Genomic DNA, 20794 nt, shown 5'->3' on the forward strand with positions numbered 1-20794 from the left:
TCGCCCGAACACGGGCTGCGTTCGGGCGACATTTTGATCTTCAGGCAGGCATCAGTGGATCAGGACGGTCCAAAGGGCAAACCCGGCGTACCACAACACCGCTGCACGCAGCAGCAGCTCCCACAGGCAATCGAGGGTGTTGATGCCTTCCGGGCCGACGACGGCGGGCGGGATTTCTCCGGCGGCCAGGCCGACCCTGTTGATCAATTGCGCGGCGCTGATGTTCCAGTTCAACAGCTCATGCAGCATGATGCGGCTGACCGCAACGAAGTTGCCGACCAGAGCCAGACTCGCCGCCAGCAGGCGCACCGGTACCCAGTCGAACGCGTGCCGCAGCTGCCCTGCCCGCTCGGCCAGTGCCGGGTTCTGTGCGTTTTCCTCAGCCAGCGCCAGCAGGCGATAGCTCAGCGCGGCAACCGGGCCAAGCAGGAAGTACCAGAAAATCACCGCGAAAAAGCTCTGGTAGGCCTGCCACAACAGATGCCGCTGCACTTGTTCCAGCAATTGCTCGCCACTCTCGGCGCAGATATCCAGATCGCGCTTGGCCACGTGAGCGGCGGCTTGCAAGTCTTCCCGACGCCAGGCATCACGGAACGGACCGAGACCGCCGAGCAGATCGCCGCGCCCCAAGCTGTAAATCACCACCAGCAAATGCACCGGCAGGGCCAGCAAGCCGTAGGCGACCGGCTCCAGCACCAGCAGCAATAACCCCAGCAATGCCACCGGCAGCAGCACCAGAATGACCAGCACCAGCCACGGCCGTTTTGCCAGGTTGCCGCTTTCAAGCTTGTGCAGTTCGCGGATCCATCCGCCATCGCGTTGAACCCGATGGCGCAGGGCCGAGAACTTCTCGATCCATACCGCCAGCAGTAACACCAGAAAACTCATTGTCCTTCCTCTTGTGCCAGGGCGGCGCGGTAGCGTGCCCAGTCGAATGCGGGTCCAGGGTCGGTCTTGCGTCCGGGTGCGATGTCGCTGTGTCCGCAGATACGTTCGACAGTGATCGCTGGAAACGCTTTTTGCAAATGCCGGGTCAGCACGATCAACGCCTGATACTGCGCCTCGGTGAACGGCAGATCATCGGTGCCTTCAAGCTCGATGCCCACGGAAAAATCGTTACAGGTTTCCCGTCCTTCGAACACCGACACGCCGGCATGCCAGGCACGCTCAAGGCAGGAGACAAACTGGGTGACCTTGCCGTCACGTTCGATCAGGAAATGCGCGGAAACGCGCAGGTCGGCGATCCCTGCAAAATAGGGATGCTCCGTGACATCCAGACGATTCTGGAAAAATTCCTGCACCTTGCCGGTGGCGAACTGCGCCGGCGGCAGGCTGATGTTGTGGATGACCAACAGGGAGACTTCGCCCGCCGGGCGTTCATTGAAGTTGGGCGAGGGGCAGACCTGCACCCCGTGACACCACCCGCTTGCGGGATCCAACTGCATACCGATTCCTTCAACGCCGACTGTGTTGCGCCCAGTATGCCGTGATCGGCCCCCGGCGCGCGATCACTTGCCGCGATTGAGCCGTCGCAGATTGCCGAGCACCGACTCCAGCGCGCGGTCGAACAACAACGTGTCATCCAGCGCCCGCACCGTCCCGCGACGGAACTCCATGGCCAGGGCGATGCGGCTACGCTCCTGCACTTTCGTTCCGGTGCGGTCGACAAACACATACTTGCCGGTCGCCTCGATGATCGCCGCCAGTTTGCAGCGCAAGGTGTGTTCCTCATCCTCTTCGAACGCCACCCAGCTACCCAGGCGCAACTGGTCGACCTGACGCAGACTGGCGTCATCGGCCGGCAAACGCTCCGGGCCCAACATCGGATGACCTTCTTCGGCGGTCTGCAAAACGATGGCCTGAGACACCTGGATCATCGGCGGCGACTCGGCCTGATCCGGCTCGGTGCAAGGCCGGAGCAAACGAACGTGCAACGCTTCCAGCGCGCTGAAGAACTCGCTGGTGGCAAACGGATCGAACGCCGAGCTACTCAACCCGTCACGCAGCGACTTGAGCAGTCCCGGCACCAGTGACAGCAAACGCAGGCCCGACTCGGCATCCTCGTGACGCTGCACGCTCCAGATCAACTGTTCCATGGTCTGCACGTCGGCCTGCCATTCGGCGGACTGATCGCCGTGCTTGAGGCACGTCAGCAGCAAGACTTTGCTCCAGGCCGACTGGACGAAGGTCACCACCGTCGGCGGCAGGACTTTGCCGAGCATTGCCTGGTTCAACGCCTGCTCGACACGCAGGCGGGCCAGTTCGGTTTTCGCCCGGCCCTCTTCGGCATCGCGCAGGCGCTGCTCAAGCAGTTCACTGCGGCGGCGCTCGTCGCTGGTGAAGGTGAGGAAGTCCGCCAGCAACTCGGAGAAAATCGCCGGGTCATCGACGAAATCCGTCAGCAAGCGCTGCACCACTTGCTCGATGCGCAGATAGAGGCTGTCGCGCGCGTCGCCGTCGCATTCACCCCAGCCCATGGCCGCTTCGGCGATTTCATTGAGCAGGCGTCGAGCCGGATGGCTGCTGCGACTGAAAAAACTCTTGTCGATCACCGCGACCTTCAACATCGGGATCTGCAACCGGGCGATCAGCGCCTTGAGTGAATCCGGCAGATTGCGGTCGTCGAGAATGCAGTCGAAAACCATGGCGACCAGGTTGATCACATCCTCGTCCGCACCGCCGACGATCCGCGATTTGCCGCTTTTCACGCTGACCCGAGTCAGCAGTTGTTCAAGCTGATTGCGCAGATCGAAATCTTCTTGTCCTGCCAACGCCGGCACGTACTGCTGCAAGTGCGAGAGCAGACGCAGCAGGTCGCGGGTGGAAATCGGCTGGGGCGCTGCACTCGGTTCAAGGGTCGGCGCGACACTGCCGCGCACGTGCAACAGCAACTCCTGGAGTGCGGCGAAAACTTCCTGCACGCCCGCGTCCGCCGGCGATTGATCGTGTTCGTCAAACTCGCTGTGCGCGCTGGCCGAGGCGTGATCCCTGGCCCGGCGGGCCGGTGCAGGCTTGAGCTCGGGCAACACCCCGGTGGCGACCAACAGTTGGTTGGCCTCCGCGAAAAGTTGGTCGGTGTCGGCCAGCACATAGCGCTCGAACAGTTTGAGCAGGATCAGCTTGACCTTGATCTCCACGCCCAGGTTGCGCCCGGCCTGGAGGAAATACTCACACAGCATCGCCGGGCCCAGCGGGTTGTGTTGATCGTCCAGGGATTTGCCGAGCAGCGCATTGAATCGCGCGGTCAATTGATCGAGGGCGAAACCGTCGCGATTCAGTACGCGCCCCACCATCGTTTCGATTGCGACGCTGCGCTCCATGTCGTCGGTGCGCGCCGTGGTGTCCTCGTACTGCAACGCGTGAGGCACGACATTCGGTACGGGATCATATTGAGTGAGGCCGACAAAGGCCTCGAAGAATTGTTCGAGAAAGCCGCGCTCGATGTTCTTGCGCTTGAGGCGCAAGTCGCGCATGGCTTCGAAAAAGATGTTCTGTTCGACGTCGTTGCGGGCCCGGTCGGCCATTTCGAATAGCGTGTCGTCGGCGTTATCGAACAGTTCCTGCAGGCCATTGCGCAAGCGCTGTGCAGCCTTGTCGCGAACCTGAAGCAGAATCACAGGCAGGCGGGCGAGCGGCGAGTGAGTCGCCTGATCGGTAGCAACCTTGTGCAAAGGCACTACATTCCCGTCGTTGTGCATCCAAGCCTCCTGAAACGGTGATTTGCCGACGTCAAAGTCATGGCGTCAAATGCAAGGCGGATTATCTTGCAAAAGTTGTCTCCGGCGCCAGAGCCGTCAGGGTTTCCCCTATAAGCCGTCACCTTCCAGTGACCACGACGGAATCGGGTTTGCTCAAAGAAAATCGACCGGATGCAGCGCTACGTAGCCGTTCTCGCCTTGGGTTGGCCGACGCCATGCCCCTATAATCGGGCCACTTAGTTTGTGGAGCCCGTTATGCCGAATCTACGTCTCGCCGATTTGACCGCCGAAATCGAAGCCAACGTGCGCCGTGCGTTGCTCGAAGACATCGGCAGCGGCGACATCACCGCGCAACTGATCCCGGCCGAACGCCTGGCCAAAGCCACCATCATTACCCGCGACGCGGCTGTCATCTGCGGCACAGCCTGGGTCGATACGGTGTTCCGTCAGCTCGACCCTCGGGTGGCGGTGCACTGGCAAGTGCGCGATGGCGAACGGGTTTCGCCGAACCAGCCGTTGTTTCACCTGGAAGGCCCGGCCCGTTCGCTGCTGACCGGTGAACGCAGTGCCCTGAACTTCCTGCAGTTGCTGTCCGGCGTGGCCACCCGCGCGCAATACCTGGCCGACTTCGTGGCCGAAACCGACGTGAAACTGCTCGACACCCGCAAGACTCTGCCGGGTCTGCGCCTGGCGCAGAAATACGCGGTCACCTGCGGTGGTTGCCATAACCATCGCATCGGTCTGTACGACGCGTTCCTGATCAAGGAAAACCACATTGCCGCCAGCGGCGGAATCCCGCAGGCCATTGCCGCCGCACACAAGATCGCGCCGGGCAAACCGGTGGAAATCGAAGTGGAAAGCCTGGATGAACTGAAGGAAGCGCTGGCGGCCGGCGCCGACATCATCATGCTCGACGAACTGAGTCTCGACGACATGCGCGAAGCCGTGCGCCTGAACGGCGGCAAAGCGAAGCTGGAAGCCAGCGGCGGCATCAACGAAAGCACGTTGCTGCCGATTGCCCAGACAGGGGTGGATTACATCTCGATCGGTGCGATGACCAAGGATGTGAAGGCCGTGGACCTGTCGATGCGCCTCAGTCTCTGAATCGAGCGCGCAATAAAAAACGCCAGCCCTTTCGAGGCTGGCGTTTTTGTTTCAGACCACCAGATTATTCATCTCGCAGTACTCTTCCCAATCGACACCCAGCACTTCGGCCGCCTCCTTGTGCAGTTCCAGGCGTTTGGCCTCGAACTCTTCAGGGCTGCTGGTGTACTTGAGCGTCAATTCCCACGGCTGCAAACCCTGGGCTTCGGCTTCATCTTCGAACGCCCACTGGATCTGGTCCTTCTGCTCATCGGGACTCAGGTCCTTGATCTCGTCCATCAACTCCGGCGCATCAAGTTTGTACTTCTCCAGCGCTTGTTCGTGGCGTTGCTCTTGGGTCAATTCAGTCATGGCGTTCTCGCTGATCGTAAGAATGGAAGATGGATCTGGATCATCAAGGATCTCTCTGACGCGGATTGTCCGGCCTTCGGAACCATTCGGGATCATCTGAAAACTGCTGGGCGATGCTCATGCAGACAGCGAATATAGGACGTTTGGCGAGCGAATTACACGGGTCTTTACATCTCTCCCACAAAAAGTTGACCTGCGGAACATAAACCGGATTTCCAAGTCATAGCGATGTGCCATATCGGCACTCACCTTCGCTGTTCACAAGGAAACCCAGTGATGCGCAGTTTTTCGAAGATTTCTTCTGTTGTGTCCGCCACCGCTTTGACCGCCCTGCTGGGCACACTGGCCCTGCCGGCCAGCGCAATGGCCGTTGAACTGAGTAGCAGCAGCCCTTCCTATGGCGACCAGATCTCCGCCATTCACAACGATTTCGGCAAAGACGTGGTGATCAAGAGCGGTATCGGTGTCGAAGACCTGAAAAAGATGCGCGACACCGTCAACGACCAGTCGCGTCAGATCGAAGAACTCAAGCGCAGCAGCGGTTCGAGCTCAAGCTCCAGCGGCAGAGAGATTGATGACCTGAAGAACAAGGTCAAGGAACAGGATCGTCAGATCGATACGCTGAGCCGTCAGGTCGACGACCTCAAGCGCAACAGCGGCTCAAGTTCCAGTTCGAACAACAGCGAAATTTCCAGCCTGAAGCAGAAGCTCAACGATCAGGATCGCGCGATGGATCAGCTCAAACGCACCGTCGAGGAGTTGAGCCGCAAGGTGAAATAAGGGGAAGTGGTGCCCGAGACAGGAATCGAACCTGCGACCTTCGCGTTACGAGTGCGCTGCTCTACCGGCTGAGCTACACGGGCGGTGGGCTAAACCTAGCACCGGTATTGAAGGTCGGCAACTTCGTAGAATGACTCGATATTTCGCAGACAAAAAAATGCCCCGCCGTTTTCACGGCGGGGCATTTTTATTGCGCTAAAGCGACGGGGTGATTAAACGCCCGAAGCCTTGGCCGCTGCCACGTCTTTGATGGACAGCTTGATACGACCGCGGTTGTCCACGTCCAGTACCAGCACTTCCACTTCCTGGCCTTCTTTCAGGATGTCGGTCACTTTCTCAACACGAGCGTCGCTCAGCATCGAGATGTGAACCAGACCGTCCTTGCCCGGCAGGATGTTGACGAACGCGCCGAAGTCGACGATGCGCTCAACCTTGCCGACGTAGATCTTGCCGATCTCGGCTTCTGCGGTGATACCCAGAACGCGCTGACGTGCTGCTTCAGCCGCTTCCTTGGTTTCGCCGAAGATCTTGATCGAACCGTCGTCTTCGATGTCGATCGAGGCCTTGGTTTCTTCGCAGATCGCACGGATGGTCGCGCCGCCTTTACCGATAACGTCACGGATCTTGTCGGTGTCGATCTTCATCGCGATCATGGTCGGAGCGTTGGCCGACAGCTCGGTACGCGACTGACCGATGATCTGGTTCATCTGGCCGAGGATGTTCAGGCGCGCTTCCAGGGCCTGGCCCAGAGCGATTTCCATGATCTCTTCGGTGATGCCCTTGATCTTGATGTCCATCTGCAGCGCGGTAACACCTTTGGCGGTACCGGCTACTTTGAAGTCCATGTCGCCCAGGTGGTCTTCGTCACCCAGGATGTCGGTCAGAACAGCGAATTTCTCGCCTTCTTTAACCAGACCCATGGCGATACCGGCAACTGGTGCCTTCATCGGAACACCAGCATCCATCAGGGCCAGGGAAGCGCCGCAAACGGAAGCCATCGAGCTCGAACCGTTGGATTCAGTGATTTCCGAAACCACACGGATGGTGTACGGGAACACGTCAGCAGCAGGCAGCATGGCCGAAACCGAACGACGGGCCAGACGGCCGTGACCGATTTCGCGACGACCGGCGCCACCCATGCGACCACACTCGCCCACCGAGAACGGAGGGAAGTTGTAGTGCAGCATGAACGGGTCTTTTTTCTCGCCTTCCAGGGTGTCCAGCAGCTGTGCGTCACGGGCGGTGCCCAGCGTCGCGACGACCAGAGCCTGGGTTTCGCCACGGGTGAACAGTGCCGAACCGTGGGTCTTCGGCAGAACGCCGACTTCGATGTTCAGCGGACGTACGGTGCGAGTGTCGCGACCGTCGATACGTGGCTTGCCGTTAACGATGTTTTCGCGAACGGTGCGGTATTCGATTTCGCCGAAAGCGGCTTTGACGTCGGAAGCCGAAGGCTGGCCTTCTTCGCCGGACAGCTTGGCAACCACTTGGTCACGCAGCTCGCCCAGACGCGCATAACGGTCGGCCTTGATGGTGATGGTGTAAGCCTGGGAGATCGCTTCGCCGAACTCGGAACGGATGGCGGCCAGCAGCTCGGTGGCTTCCGGAGCCGGGGCCCAGGTCCAGGTCGGCTTGGCCGCTTCGGCAGCCAGTTCTTTGACTGCATTGATCACGACCTGGAACTCGTCGTGAGCAAACAGTACCGCGCCCAGCATCTGGTCTTCGGTCAGCTCTTTGGCTTCCGATTCAACCATCAGTACGGCGTCCGAAGTACCGGCAACGACCATGTCCAGGCTCGAGGCAGCTTGCTGCTCGTAGGTCGGGTTCAGCAGGTAGCCGGTGCTTTCGTGGAAAGCAACGCGGGCGGCGCCGATCGGGCCGTCGAACGGAATGCCCGAGATCGCCAGGGCAGCCGAGGTACCGATCATCGCAGCGATGTCCGGATCGGTCTTCTTGCTGGTGGAAACGACGGTGCAGACAACCTGCACTTCGTTCATGAAGCCTTCAGGGAACAGCGGACGGATCGGACGGTCGATCAGTCGGGAAGTCAGGGTTTCTTTCTCGGAAGGACGGCCTTCACGCTTGAAGAAACCGCCAGGGATCTTGCCGGCAGCGTAAGTCTTTTCCTGGTAGTGAACGGACAGAGGGAAGAAGCCCTTGCCCGGATCGGCTTGCTTGGCACCGACTACGGTCACCAATACGCTGACATCGTCGTCAACGGTGACCAATACTGCGCCGGAGGCCTGACGGGCGATACGGCCAGTCTCGAGGGTAACGGTCGACTGACCGAACTGGAATTTTTTGATTACCGGGTTCACGGTGTCCTACCTTCTTTGTGGCTCTTGGGGGAACTGGTTTCTTGCGAAATTCTTGGGCAACGTCGGGAATCGGCCCGCCGACTGTCCGGGTAAAACGGTAGTTCAGATAAAACTTGAGGCTGGGAGCCTGCCATGCGCCAGCGGGAAACCCGTTGACGCACGACAGACAACCAACCTCTAGCGCAATCGCTGATTAGCGACGCAGACCCAGGCGAGCGATCAGAGCGCTGTAACGGCTCAGGTCCTTGCCTTTCAGGTAGTCCAGCAGCTTGCGACGCTGGTTTACCATGCGGATCAGACCACGACGGGAGTGGTGGTCTTTACCGTTGGCCTTGAAGTGACCTTGCAGTTTGTTGATGTTGGCGGTCAGCAGTGCAACTTGCACTTCTGGCGAACCAGTGTCACCAACAGCTTGCTGGTAGTCAGCTACGATTTGGGCTTTTTCTTGAACGTCGAGAGCCATGAGGCAATCCTTTTATCAGGAAACCGTTACAAAAACGGTTTCAACAGGCCAGGGACAAATCCCTGTATCTATAAATGAGTAGTGACCGTGCCTGTTAACAGCCACACTCGTTCGGTCATTCTGACCGAATCAGTCGACGCGGCGCGATGCGCCCGTCTTCGCTCACTTCACCGATACCGATGAAGCGACCGTTATGATCCTGTACCCGCACCATGCCGAACTTCGGAGCATCCGGGGCACGTACCGGCTGGCCGTTGAGCCAGTAGAACGCGCTCGCTTCCGAGAACTGCAGCAGTGGCCAATCCTGCAGGCCGCTGTCCGATGGCATCAGGAAGCGGTCGACCGCTTCGTTGCCGCCTTCGGCATGTACCGCTTCCAGCTCTTCGAGGGTCACGGTCTGCGCCAGGGTGAAAGGCCCGGCCTGGGTACGACGCAGTTCAGCGACGTACGCACCACAACCGAGTTGCTCACCGATATCCTCCACCAGGGTACGAATATAGGTGCCCTTGCTGCAATCCACCGCAAGACGCGCAGTATCGCCTTCGAAGGCCAGCAATTCCAAGCGCGCAATAGTAACAGAACGCGGTTCGCGCTCCACTACTTCGCCTGCACGGGCCAGCTTGTACAGCGGCTGGCCATCACGCTTGAGAGCCGAGTACATCGGCGGTATCTGACTGATTTGACCGCGAAATTTCGGCAGGACCGCTTCAATGTCGGCCTGACCAACGGTCACCGGGCGCTCCTGCAAAACCTCGCCTTCGGCATCTGCCGTGGTGGTGGTCTTGCCCAGTTGCGCCAGGGTTTCATAACCCTTGTCGGAATCGAGCAGGTACTGCGAGAACTTGGTCGCCTCGCCAAAGCACAGCGGCAGTACGCCGGTGGCCAGCGGGTCGAGACTGCCGGTGTGGCCGGCCTTCTCGGCGTTGAGCAGCCAGCGAACCTTCTGCAACGCGGCGTTGGAGGTGAACCCCAACGGCTTGTCGAGCAGGATGATGCCGCTGACGTTACGACGGATACGTTTGACCTGAGCCACCGAGTTACTCCTTGGAGTCTTCGGGTGCAGCAGTTTCGTGCTGACTGTCTTCGGCCACCGCGCGCTCGATCAGAGCCGACAGGTGCGCACCACGGGCGACACTTTCGTCGTAGTGGAAATGCAATTGAGGCACGCTGCGCAGCTTCATTTCACGGGCCAGCTGCATGCGCAGGAAACCGGCGGCAGCATTGAGCACCTTGATGCTTTGCGCGATGTCTTCGGCGTTGTCCTGCCCCATCACGGTGATGAAGATCTTCGCGTGACCCACGTCACGGCTGACATCAACAGCGGTAATGGTGACCAGGCCGACACGCGGATCTTTGACTTCACGACGGATCAGCTGGGCCAGCTCACGCTGCATCTGATCGCCGATACGTTGGGTACGGCTGTATTCTTTTGCCATGATTTGTTACCTGTTACTGCCCCGCGGTGAAACCCGCAAGGTCTGAAAGCGGCAAACGCCCGGCCTGACAAAAAGCCAGACCGGGCGTTGCGTTTAGAGTCCTGACGCCGTGCCGCGCATTTTCATGCGACGGCCCGACGTGGCCCTTGAAGTGCGCGAGTCAGAGGCTGCGAGCAACCTGAACCTTCTCGAAGACTTCGATCTTGTCACCGACCTTGACGTCGTTGTAGCTCTTCACGCCGATACCGCATTCCATGCCGGCACGTACTTCGGAAGCGTCATCCTTGAAGCGGCGCAGGGATTCCAGCTCGCCTTCGAAGATCACGATGTCTTCACGCAGTACACGGATCGGACGGTTACGGTGAACAGTACCCTCGATCACCATGCAGCCGGCGATGGCGCCGAACTTAGGCGAACGGAACACGTCACGGACTTCGGCCACACCGAGGATGTTCTCGCGAACATCGCTGCCAAGCATACCGGTCAGGGCTTTCTTGACGTCTTCGATGATGTCGTAGATCACGTTGTAGTAACGCATGTCCAGACCTTCCTGCTCGACGATCTTCCGTGCGCCGGCATCGGCACGCACGTTGAAGCCGAACAGTACAGCGTTGGAAGCCAGTGCCAGGTTGGCGTCGGATTCGGTGATACCACCGACACCGCCACCGACCACGCGCACTTGCACTTCGTCGTTGCCCAGGCCGTTCAGAGCGCCCTGCAGTGCTTCCAGCGAACCACGGACGTCGGATTTGAGGACGATGTTGAGCGTCTTCTTCTCTTCCTGACCCATGCTTTCGAAGATGTTTTCCAGCTTGCCGGCGTGAGCGCGAGCCAGTTTGACTTCGCGGAACTTGCCTTGACGGAACAGAGCCACTTCACGGGCTTTCTTCTCGTCGGCAACCACGCTCATCTCGTCGCCAGCATCAGGCGTACCGTCCAGGCCGAGGATCTCGACCGGAATGGCCGGACCTGCTTCCTTGATCGGCTTGCCGTTCTCGTCGAGCATGGCGCGCACGCGGCCGTAGTTCGAGCCGACCAGCACCATGTCGCCTTGACGCAGCGTACCGTCCTGAACCAGAACAGTCGCCACCGGGCCACGGCCCTTGTCCAGACGCGATTCAACCACGACGCCACGGCCAGGAGCCGATGGAGTGGCAGTCAGTTCGAGAACTTCGGCTTGCAGCAATACCGCTTCAAGCAGTTCGTCGACGCCGGTACCCATTTTCGCCGAGACCGGAACGAATGGAGTGTCGCCACCCCAGTCTTCGGAGGTCACGCCGTGGGCCGACAGTTCGCTACGGATGCGATCGAGATCAGCGCCCGGCTTGTCGATCTTGTTCACTGCAACTACCAGCGGAACGCCAGCAGCCTGAGCATGCTGAACGGCTTCGATGGTTTGTGGCATCACGCCGTCGTCCGCCGCAACCACCAGGATCACGATGTCGGTCGCCTTGGCACCACGGGCACGCATTGCGGTAAACGCGGCGTGACCCGGGGTGTCGAGGAAGGTGACCATGCCGCGTTCGGTTTCAACGTGGTAGGCACCGATGTGCTGGGTGATACCACCGGCTTCGCCAGCAGCTACCTTGGCACGACGGATGTAGTCGAGCAGCGAGGTCTTACCGTGGTCAACGTGACCCATTACGGTCACAACCGGCGCACGAGGAACAGCCTCACCTTCAAACTTCAGGGACTCGGCCAGGGAATCTTCCAGGGCGGTGTCGCTGACCAGGGTCACTTTGTGGCCCAGCTCTTCGGCTACCAACTGAGCAGTTTCCTGATCAAGCACCTGGTTGATGGTCGCTGGAGTACCCAGTTTGAACATGAACTTGATGATTTCAGCAGCCTTCACCGACATCTGTTGAGCGAGATCGCCAACAGTGATGGTTTCGCCGATTTTCACTTCACGCACGACAGGGCCGGTCGGGCTCTGGAAACCGTGGGCGTTGCGTTTCTTCAGCTTGGCCTTGCCGCGACCGCCGCGACGGAAGCCATCGCTTTCTTCGTCGGTAGTGCGTGGCGCCACACGTGGAGCCGGTGCCTTTTCCTTGACCGAAGCGCGATGCGGAGCGTTCTTGCGCTCGCCATCGCCACTGCCGCGACGGTTGTTGTCGTCGGCGCGTGGTTTGTCCGGACGGCGCTGTTCGTCACGCTTGCGAGTGTCGGCAGCTGGTGCAGCAGCCACAACCGGTGCAGCTTCGCGCACGGGTTCAGCGGCTGGCGCAGGCGCAGCAACAGGCTCGGCGGAAGCGGTCGGTGCAGCAGCAGGCTGGCGACGCGCTTCTTCTTCGGCGCGAACGCGGGCTTCTTCTTCAGCCTTTTGACGGGCAGCATTTTCTACTGCGCGACGCTCATCCAGTTCACGCTTGCGCTCGGCTTCGATTTCTTCCGGGCTACGCTGTACGAAAACTTTCTTCTTGCGGACTTCAACGCTGATGCTTTTGCTGCCAGCCACACGCAGGGTGCTGGTGGTTTTACGCTGCAGCGTGATCTTGCGTGGTTCTTCCACTTTCGCCTTGTGGCTGCTCTTCAAGTGAGTCAGCAGGGATTGCTTCTCACTGTCAGTCACATGTTCTTCGGCGGCGGTGTGCGGCAGACCTGCCTCACGCATCTGCTGCAACAGGCGCTCTACCGGTGTTTTGACCTCATCGGCCAGTTGTTTCACCGTGACTTGCGTCATGCATTTCTCTCCTCAGGCCGCGCCTAATTACTCGAACCAGTGGGCTCGGGCGGCCATGATCAACTTGCCGGCACGATCATCGTCAATGCCGTCGATGTCGAGCAGGTCGTCAATAGACTGCTCGGCCAGGTCTTCGCGGGTAATTACGCCGCGCACCGCCAGTTCCATCGCCAAATCCTTGTCCATACCCTCAAGCGAGAGCAGGTCTTCGGCCGGATGGGCGTCTGCCAGCTTTTCCTCAGTAGCGATGGCTTTGGTCAACAAGCGATCCTTGGCACGAGCGCGAAGCTCGTTGACGATGTCTTCGTCAAAGCCGTCGATGTTGAGCATTTCTTCCAACGGTACGTAGGCAATCTCTTCCAGGCTGGTGAAGCCTTCGTCTACCAGCACCTGAGCCAGCTCTTCGTCGACTTCCAGCTCGTCGATGAAGTTGCGCAGGATGTCGCCGGTTTCCGCTTGTTGCTTAGCCTGGATGTCCGATTCGGTCATCACGTTCAGGGTCCAGCCAGTCAGCTGGCTCGCCAGACGCACGTTCTGACCACCACGACCGATGGCCTGAGCCAGATTGTCTGCGCCAACGGCGATGTCCATGGCGTGGGCATCTTCGTCAACGATGATGGCCGCCACTTCTGCCGGCGACATGGCATTGATCACGAACTGCGCCGGGTTGTCGTCCCACAGGACGATGTCGACACGCTCGCCACCCAACTCGCCCGACACGGCCTGGACGCGCGAACCGCGCATACCGATGCACGCGCCCTGCGGGTCGATGCGTTTGTCCTTGGAGCGGACAGCGATCTTGGCGCGCGAACCCGGATCACGGGAAGCGGCCATGACTTCGATGAGGCCTTCAGCGATTTCCGGCACTTCGATACGGAACAGCTCGATCAGCATTTCCGGCGCGGTACGCGACAGGATCAGCTGCGGGCCGCGGTTCTCGGTGCGGATTTCCTTGAGCAGCGCACGCAGACGCACGCCGACACGGAAGGTCTCGCGAGAAATGATGTCTTCACGGGCCAGCAACGCTTCGGCGTTATTACCCAGATCGACGATCACGTTGTCGCGGGTCACTTTCTTCACGGTGCCGGAGATGATTTCTCCCAGGCGCTCGCGATAAGCGTCGACCACTTGAGCGCGCTCGGCTTCGCGCACTTTCTGCACGATGACCTGCTTGGCGGTCTGCGCAGCAATACGGCCGAATTCGATGGATTCGATCTTTTCTTCGACGACGTCACCGACCTTGGCACCAGGATGCGTTTCGGCAACCTTGCTTGGCCAGGTTTCGATGGCCGGATCATCGAGATCATTCTCTTCGACGACCGTCCAGCGACGGAAAGTTTCGTAAGAACCGGTGTGGCGATTGATTTCCACACGCAGATCAACTTCGTCTTCAAAACGCTTTTTGGTAGCAGTGGCCAGAGCCAGCTCCAGCGCTTCAAAAATTACGCTTGCCGGTACGCCCTTTTCATTGGATACCGACTCAACAACCAGCAGTACTTCTTTGCTCATCGTACGCCTCGCCTTTCGCAAGCCATTGGATCCGCGGGATCCGCGTCTCAGTCAAAACTGGGAATAATGTTGGCCTTGTCGATCATATCGATCGGCAACAGGAACTCATGGTCATCTACCTGCACCACGACATCCTGCTCTTCTACACCGCGCAGAAGGCCCTGAAAGTTGCGTCGTCCTTCAAAAGGCGAGCGCAGCCTGATCTTTACTTGTTCACCGGCAAATTTGGCAAACTGCTCAAGAGTGAACAGTGGGCGTTCCATGCCAGGCGAGGAAACTTCAAGGGTGTATTCAACGGAGATCGGATCTTCAACATCCAGCACGCCGCTGATCTGACGGCTGACGATGGCGCAATCGTCCACCAGTACGCCGCCTTCCTTATCGATATAAACGCGCAACATTGAGTGACGACCTTGAGCCGAGAACTCAATACCCCAGCATTCATAGCCCAGGGCCACGACCACCGGGGCCAACAAGGCCTGCAACTCTTCTAGCTTGCTCGACACCTGAACCCCCTCGTGCATGTATGTGCATGCTTTGCAAAATAAAAAAATGGGCGAAACGCCCATCCTTGAAACGCCGTCGAACAGCGGCGTTGAAAGTGTCCAGCTAACAAAAAGCCCCTTAAAAGGGGCTCCTTAAACTGGTTGCGGGGGCCGGATTTGAACCGACGACCTTCGGGTTATGAGCCCGACGAGCTACCAGACTGCTCCACCCCGCGACAAAGCTGGGGCGGAAGTATACGACCGATCCCCAATAGGGTCAATGTAACCTTCCACCTGCAAGAAAGCCCGCAACAGCGGGCTCTCCTGACTAATTGGTACCGAGAAGGGGACTCGAACCCCTACACCCTATGGGCACAACCACCTCAAGGTTGCGTGTCTACCAATTCCACCACCTCGGCAATACTACGTTTGAAACCCTTCTTACTTCTGCTCTTGAGCTGGAGGCACGTCAGTCGCTGGAGTAGCCGACTTTTGCTCTTGAAGCACCGGGACATCATCAGAAGCCGGTTGTTGCTTTGGAACTTCCAACACTGCCGGATTTGGCAAACCTGCTTGAGTCAGCTGATGAGCCTTCTCTTTAGCAAAGTATCCTAACCCCAAGCTGGTTATGAAGAAACCGGCGGCAAGTATAGCAGTAAACTTACTAAGAAAGGTAGAGGAACCTTGGCTTCCGAACACAGTATTTGAAGCACCTGCTCCGAAAGACGCGCCAGCGTCCGCACCTTTACCCTGCTGCAGCAAAACCAGAGCAACTACGCCCAATGCACCCAGCAGATGAAAAACGACTACGACTGTTTCCAGCATTTTTTCAGTTTCCCGCGGCGCGACAGATCGCACCGAACTCATCTGCATTCAGGGAAGCTCCACCAATGAGCCCCCCATCGATATCCGGCATGCCGAACAGTTCGACCGCATTGGCCGCCTTCACGCTGCCGCCGTATAGAAGCCGCACATTTCGCGCGACTTCAGAATTCTCTGCCGCCAGCTGCTCGCGAATGGCTTTATGCACATCCTGAGCCTGCTGCGGCGTTGCAGTCAGCCCGGTGCCAATGGCCCAGACCGGCTCGTAAGCGATCACTGCATTGGCAAAAGCACCGACACCCAGCTCCTCGATGATGCTGCCCAGCTGACGCCCGACAACCTCAAGAGTTTTTCCGGCTTCGCGCTGCTCCAAGGTTTCCCCTACACACAACACCGGAATCAAGCCACATGCCTGTGCCGCTGCGAACTTGCGATTCAGCATTCCGTCTCGCTCGCCCATGATCTGGCGGCGTTCGGAGTGCCCGACAAGCACCAGGGAACAACCTGCATCCACCAACTGACTCGGTGCAATTTCACCGGTCAACGCACCTTGCATCGATTCCACCGCAGAATTCTGCGCGCCGACCGAAATCGACTTTCCTTTCAAGCCATCAATCACTTGATTGATATGCAGGCAAGGCGGGAATACCGCGACATCAACACCGCTTGGCAAGGCCAGATGACGAAGGCCGTTGATCAGCTCAGCGACGCTGGCGCGGGTACCGTGCATCTTCCAGTTACCAGCTACCATAGGGCGACGCATGCTGTACCTCGTCGGTCAAAGTGGGCGCAGATGTTACCCAACACAATCATGGCTGGCAAGCCGTATCAGGCAGAAACTTCAGTTACCAGTTTTGCCAGTTCTTCGGCATAGCTGCGAACCTGGGTTTCGTCCTCGCCTTCGACCATGACACGCACCAGAGGCTCTGTCCCGGACTTGCGCAGCAGCACACGCCCACGACCCGCCATTGCGTCGGTTACACGCTTGCTGGCTTCCTTGACAGCCGGGTGATCGAGCGGACTGTCGCCGCCACCGAAACGGACATTGATCAACACCTGAGGACACTTGCGCAACGCCTGACGGGTTTGCGCCAGGCCCTCGTTTCGGGTTTTCAGCGCCATCAACACCTGCAGGGCCGCGATGATCGCATCACCTGTCGTTGTGTGATTGAAGCAGACAACATGCCCCGAGTTTTCACCACCCACCAGCCAATCGCGCTCAAGCAGCTCGGCAATCACATAACGGTCGCCGACATTTGCACGCACGAAAGGAATACCGAGATCCGCCAGCGCCAACTCCAGGCCAAGGTTGCTCATCAGCGTACCGACCACGCCACCCTGCAATTTGCCACGCTCATGCAGGTCACGCGCAATAATGAAGATCAGCTCGTCACCATCAACAATTGCACCCGTGTGATCGACCATCAGTACCCGGTCGCCATCACCGTCGAATGCAATCCCCAGATCAGCGTGCTCGGCCAGCACCGCCGCCTGCAACGGCCCCATATGAGTGGAGCCGCAGTTGTCGTTGATGTTCAGACCGTTCGGCTGCGCGGACAGCACCACGACGTCAGCGCCCAGCTCGCGGAACACACTTGGCGCGACTTTATAGGTCGCTCCGTGTGCACAGTCGATCACGATCTTGAGACCTGCAAAACTGGTATTGGTCGGCACACTGCTCTTGCAGAACTCGATGTATCGGCCGGACGCGTCGTTGATTCGCGAAACCTTGCCGATCTTGCTCGACTCGACAACGGTCATTGGCGTATCGAGCAACTCCTCGATCATCAGCTCCAGCTCATCCGGCAACTTGGTGCCTCTGCCGGAGAAAAACTTGATGCCGTTATCGTCGTGAGGGTTGTGCGATGCACTGATCACAATGCCGGCTTCAGCCTGGAAGGTTCGCGACAAGTAGGCGATAGCCGGCGTCGGCATCGGACCGAGCAGCATCACATCAGCACCCGCCGATGTCAGGCCGGCTTCCAGCGCCGATTCGAACATGTAACCGGAGATTCGCGTGTCCTTGCCGACGAGCACCTTGCAGGCACCCATTTTTCGGAAGGCCATGCCCGCAGCCCAGCCGAGCTTGAGCATGAAGTCAGGAGTAATCGGGTATTCACCGACACGACCACGAATGCCGTCGGTACCAAAGTATTTCTTGCTCATAAGTGCTCCATCATTCTTATTCGGCTGATTCCACGGCCGCGATCATCCGCACAACATCCACCGTCTCCGCCACGTCATGGACGCGCAATATACGCGCCCCCTTGACGGATGCCAGCGCCGCCAGGGCCAAACCACCATGCAGACGCTCGCCCACAGGGCGATTCAGGGCCTGTCCAATCATGCTTTTTCGCGAGACACCAACCAGCAGAGGCCGCCCCAATGCATGAAGGGCATCCATGTGCTTGAACAAGCTTAGATTGTGCTGCAGGGTTTTGGCGAAGCCGAAGCCAGGATCAAGAATGATCCGCTCGGCAGGAATGCCAACCGAAGCGCATCGCTCCATACGCTCGGCGAGAAACTCACTCACTTCCCGGGTGACATCCTGATATTGCGGATTGTCCTGCATGTCACCTGGCTCACCCAACATGTGCATCAGACAGACCGGCAACCCGGTGGCTGCAGCGGCATCCAGTGCACCGTCACGCTGCAGCGACCTCACGTCATTGATCAACCCGGCGCCCAGTCGAGCAGTTTCCCGCATGACGGCCGGAGTCGAGGTATCGACAGAGATGATCACATCCAGCTCGCGATTGATCAGCTCTACGATCGGCGCCACACGCTCCAGCTCTTCGAGTGGCGAAACCGCTCGCGCACCAGGCCGTGTGGACTCTCCGCCAACATCGATCAGCGTCGCACCGGCCAACACCATTGCCTCGGCATGACGCAGGGCCGCATCAAGCTGGCTGTATCGGCCACCATCGGAGAAGGAGTCGGGAGTGACATTGAGAATGCCCATGACATGCGTCCGGGCCAAATCAAGAACCCGGTTGCCGCAAGGCAACCGGGTCAGGGACTGTACAGAAGTCATTTCAAACCTTAAACGTCAGCAGCCGGACCGCCAATCGGTGTTTCCGGACGCTCATCCTGAACCACCGGAGGAGGCGTGCCAGTTCCGGTACCACCCGACCAGTCACGAGGTTCGCGAGGCGTGCGACCCGCCATGATGTCGTCGATCTGCTCGGCATCGATCGTCTCGTACTTCATCAAGGCATCTGCCATGGCATCGAGCTTGTCACGATTGTCGGTCAGGATCTGCTTGGCGGTGCCGTAGCACTGATCGATGATGCTGCGCACTTCCGAGTCGATCAGCTTCGCGGTTTCGCCCGAGAAGCTGGCGTTCTGACCGCCACCGCCACGACCGAGGAACACCTCGCCCTCTTCTTCTGCATACATCAACGGACCGAGTTTTTCAGACAGGCCCCACTTGGTCACCATGTTCCGTGCAATCTGGCTGGCACGCATGATGTCGTTGGAGGCGCCGGTGGTCACACCGTCGAAGCCCAGGGTCATTTCCTCAGCGATACGACCGCCATACAGCGAGCAGATCTGACTGATCAGCGCGCGCTTGGACAGGCTGTAGCGATCCTCTTCCGGCAGGAACATGGTCACACCCAACGCACGACCGCGCGGGATGATCGAAACCTTGTAGACCGGATCATGCTCGGGCACGACGCGACCGACGATAGCGTGACCCGCTTCGTGGTAGGCAGTGTTCTGCTTTTCTTTCTCGGACATGACCATGGATTTGCGCTCGGCGCCCATCATGATCTTGTCCTTGGCCAGCTCGAACTCTTTCATCTCGACGATACGCTTGCCGGCACGGGCAGCGAACAGCGAGGCCTCGTTGACCAGGTTGGCCAGGTCAGCACCGGAGAAACCCGGAGTACCACGTGCGATAACGGCCGGAGCAACGTCATCACCCATTGGCACTTTACGCATGTGCACCTTCAGGATCTGCTCGCGACCACGGATATCCGGCAGACCGACCACTACCTGACGGTCGAAACGGCCCGGACGCAGCAGCGCCGGGTCCAGCACGTCAGGACGGTTGGTTGCAGCGATGACGATGATGCCATCATTCATTTCGAAGCCGTCCATCTCCACCAGCAACTGGTTGAGGGTCTGCTCGCGCTCGTCGTGACCGCCACCCATGCCGGCGCCACGATGGCGACCAACGGCGTCGATCTCGTCGATGAAGATAATGCAGGGTGCGTGTTTCTTGGCTTGTTCGAACATGTCGCGAACACGGCTGGCGCCGACACCGACGAACATTTCGACAAAGTCGGAACCGGAAATGGTGAAGAACGGCACCTTGGCTTCGCCGGCAATCGCCTTGGCCAGCAAGGTTTTACCGGTGCCCGGAGGACCAACCATCAGCACGCCGCGAGGAATGCGGCCGCCCAGACGCTGGAACTTGCCCGGATCACGGAGGAACTCGACCAGTTCGCCCACTTCTTCCTTGGCTTCGTCGCAACCGGCAACGTCAGCCAGGGTGGTTTTCACCTGATCTTCGGACAGCAGACGCGCCTTGCTCTTGCCAAAGCTCATCGGCCCGCCCTTGCCGCCCGCACCGCCCTGCATCTGGCGCATGAAGAACATGAACACCGCGATGATCACCAGGATCGGGAAGCTGGCCACCAGAAGCTGGGTCCAGATGCTTTGCTGCTCAGGCTGCTTGCCTTCGACCACGACGTGATTGTCGACCAGGTCGCCGATCAGGCCATTGTCCTGGATTGCCGGACGAATGGTCTTGAAGCTGTCGCCATCGTTGCGCTTGCCGGTAATCACGTAGCCGTCGACGGCCACGCGCTCGACCTTGCCATCCTTGACCTGCTGGATGAAGTCGGAATAGTTGAGGGTCTGCGGCTCGTTAGGGCTGGAGAAGTTGTTCATCACCGTCACCAGGACAGCCGCGATGATCAACCACAGGATCAGATTCTTTGCCATATCGTTCAATTAACTACCCTCTGAAGCAAGCTCCGCTACTGGCGCGCGCTTCGCATGATATTCACCGGCCTAACTTACTACATTACCTACAGCTCTGGCAGGCGCCGTCTGTAACCCTTTGTGAAACACTTTCTACACAATATTCGCTTATGCACGCGGGGCGAAATACGAAAAACCTATCACCCCGCCAAAAAA

General features: G+C 59.0%; 18 protein-coding genes and 3 tRNA genes. 2 read left to right on the forward strand and 19 right to left on the reverse strand.

The window, feature by feature from the left end; genetic code table 11:
• Positions 1–51: 51 nt before the first annotated feature.
• The 3 genes from ampE to M5B44_RS04480 all read right to left on the reverse strand — a co-directional run bounded on the left by ampE (position 52) and on the right by M5B44_RS04480 (position 3698).
• Positions 52–888 (reverse strand): regulatory signaling modulator protein AmpE, encoded by an 837-nt coding sequence (ampE, locus tag M5B44_RS04470; protein WP_085711839.1) that lies wholly within the window; start codon positions 886–888, stop codon positions 52–54.
• Entirely contained in the window at positions 885–1445 is a 561-nt protein-coding gene (gene ampD, locus M5B44_RS04475; protein WP_085711840.1) for a 1,6-anhydro-N-acetylmuramyl-L-alanine amidase AmpD, read from the reverse strand. The genes ampE and ampD overlap by 4 nt, the downstream gene beginning before the upstream one ends.
• Positions 1446–1508: 63 nt before the next feature.
• Complete coding sequence (locus M5B44_RS04480) at positions 1509–3698, reverse strand: DUF1631 domain-containing protein (RefSeq protein ID WP_248738348.1); 2190 nt, start codon at positions 3696–3698, stop codon at positions 1509–1511.
• Between the two features lie 255 nt (positions 3699–3953).
• On the opposite strand from M5B44_RS04480, the gene nadC reads away from it, so the two are divergent.
• The gene (nadC, locus tag M5B44_RS04485) at positions 3954–4802 is read left to right on the forward strand and encodes a carboxylating nicotinate-nucleotide diphosphorylase (RefSeq protein ID WP_085711842.1); all 849 of its coding nucleotides are present in this window, start codon (positions 3954–3956) and stop codon (positions 4800–4802) included.
• 51 nt (positions 4803–4853) lie between these two features.
• Here nadC and M5B44_RS04490 read toward each other — a convergent pair whose 3' ends face one another.
• Positions 4854–5153: a DUF6388 family protein gene (locus tag M5B44_RS04490; RefSeq protein WP_085729552.1), complete on the reverse strand. Its 300-nt coding sequence runs from the start codon at positions 5151–5153 to the stop codon at positions 4854–4856.
• 276 nt (positions 5154–5429) lie between these two features.
• Between M5B44_RS04490 and M5B44_RS04495 the strand changes: the two genes are divergently transcribed.
• Positions 5430–5933 carry a hypothetical protein gene (locus M5B44_RS04495; RefSeq protein WP_248738349.1) on the forward strand — a complete coding sequence of 168 codons (504 nt, stop codon included), beginning with the start codon at positions 5430–5432 and terminating at the stop codon, positions 5931–5933.
• Positions 5934–5940: 7 nt separating this feature from the next.
• Here M5B44_RS04495 and M5B44_RS04500 read toward each other — a convergent pair.
• The 15 genes from M5B44_RS04500 to ftsH form a co-directional block, all read right to left on the reverse strand.
• Positions 5941–6016: transfer RNA gene (locus M5B44_RS04500), tRNA-Thr, on the reverse strand.
• Between the two features lie 129 nt (positions 6017–6145).
• A complete protein-coding gene (pnp, locus tag M5B44_RS04505) occupies positions 6146–8251 on the reverse strand; it encodes a polyribonucleotide nucleotidyltransferase (protein ID WP_007953735.1) in 2106 nt (701 codons plus the stop codon).
• A 193-nt stretch (positions 8252–8444) separates the two neighbouring features.
• Positions 8445–8714, reverse strand: a complete 270-nt coding sequence (gene rpsO, locus M5B44_RS04510; RefSeq protein WP_085698397.1) for a 30S ribosomal protein S15 — start codon at positions 8712–8714, stop codon at positions 8445–8447.
• Between the two features lie 115 nt (positions 8715–8829).
• Positions 8830–9747, reverse strand: a complete 918-nt coding sequence (gene truB / locus M5B44_RS04515; protein WP_007953739.1) for a tRNA pseudouridine(55) synthase TruB — start codon at positions 9745–9747, stop codon at positions 8830–8832.
• Between the two features lie 4 nt (positions 9748–9751).
• A complete protein-coding gene (gene rbfA / locus M5B44_RS04520) occupies positions 9752–10150 on the reverse strand; it encodes a 30S ribosome-binding factor RbfA (protein ID WP_248738350.1) in 399 nt (132 codons plus the stop codon).
• A 160-nt stretch (positions 10151–10310) separates the two neighbouring features.
• Positions 10311–12830 carry a translation initiation factor IF-2 gene (infB, locus tag M5B44_RS04525; protein WP_085711845.1) on the reverse strand — a complete coding sequence of 840 codons (2520 nt, stop codon included), beginning with the start codon at positions 12828–12830 and terminating at the stop codon, positions 10311–10313.
• A 27-nt stretch (positions 12831–12857) separates the two neighbouring features.
• Positions 12858–14339, reverse strand: a complete 1482-nt coding sequence (gene nusA, locus M5B44_RS04530; protein ID WP_003221546.1) for a transcription termination factor NusA — start codon at positions 14337–14339, stop codon at positions 12858–12860.
• Positions 14340–14386: 47 nt separating this feature from the next.
• On the reverse strand, positions 14387–14845 hold the full coding sequence (rimP, locus tag M5B44_RS04535) for a ribosome maturation factor RimP (protein WP_065260004.1): 459 nt from the start codon (positions 14843–14845) through the stop codon (positions 14387–14389).
• A gap of 138 nt (positions 14846–14983) precedes the next feature.
• Positions 14984–15060 (reverse strand) — tRNA-Met (locus M5B44_RS04540).
• Between the two features lie 97 nt (positions 15061–15157).
• Positions 15158–15243, reverse strand: a tRNA-Leu gene (locus M5B44_RS04545).
• A 22-nt stretch (positions 15244–15265) separates the two neighbouring features.
• Positions 15266–15649, reverse strand: coding sequence for a preprotein translocase subunit SecG (gene secG / locus M5B44_RS04550; protein WP_011332406.1), 384 nt, complete (start codon positions 15647–15649; stop codon positions 15266–15268).
• Positions 15650–15653: 4 nt separating this feature from the next.
• On the reverse strand, positions 15654–16409 hold the full coding sequence (gene tpiA, locus M5B44_RS04555) for a triose-phosphate isomerase (RefSeq protein WP_119426653.1): 756 nt from the start codon (positions 16407–16409) through the stop codon (positions 15654–15656).
• 65 nt (positions 16410–16474) lie between these two features.
• On the reverse strand, positions 16475–17812 hold the full coding sequence (glmM, locus tag M5B44_RS04560) for a phosphoglucosamine mutase (protein ID WP_248738351.1): 1338 nt from the start codon (positions 17810–17812) through the stop codon (positions 16475–16477).
• Between the two features lie 16 nt (positions 17813–17828).
• The gene (gene folP / locus M5B44_RS04565) at positions 17829–18680 is read right to left on the reverse strand and encodes a dihydropteroate synthase (RefSeq protein ID WP_248738352.1); all 852 of its coding nucleotides are present in this window, start codon (positions 18678–18680) and stop codon (positions 17829–17831) included.
• Positions 18681–18688: 8 nt separating this feature from the next.
• Complete coding sequence (ftsH, locus tag M5B44_RS04570; protein ID WP_085711849.1) at positions 18689–20599, reverse strand: ATP-dependent zinc metalloprotease FtsH; 1911 nt, start codon at positions 20597–20599, stop codon at positions 18689–18691.
• Positions 20600–20794 lie beyond the last annotated feature (195 nt).

This window comes from Pseudomonas sp. MWU12-2029, from assembly GCF_023242425.1.
Lineage (GTDB): Bacteria > Pseudomonadota > Gammaproteobacteria > Pseudomonadales > Pseudomonadaceae > Aquipseudomonas > Aquipseudomonas kribbensis.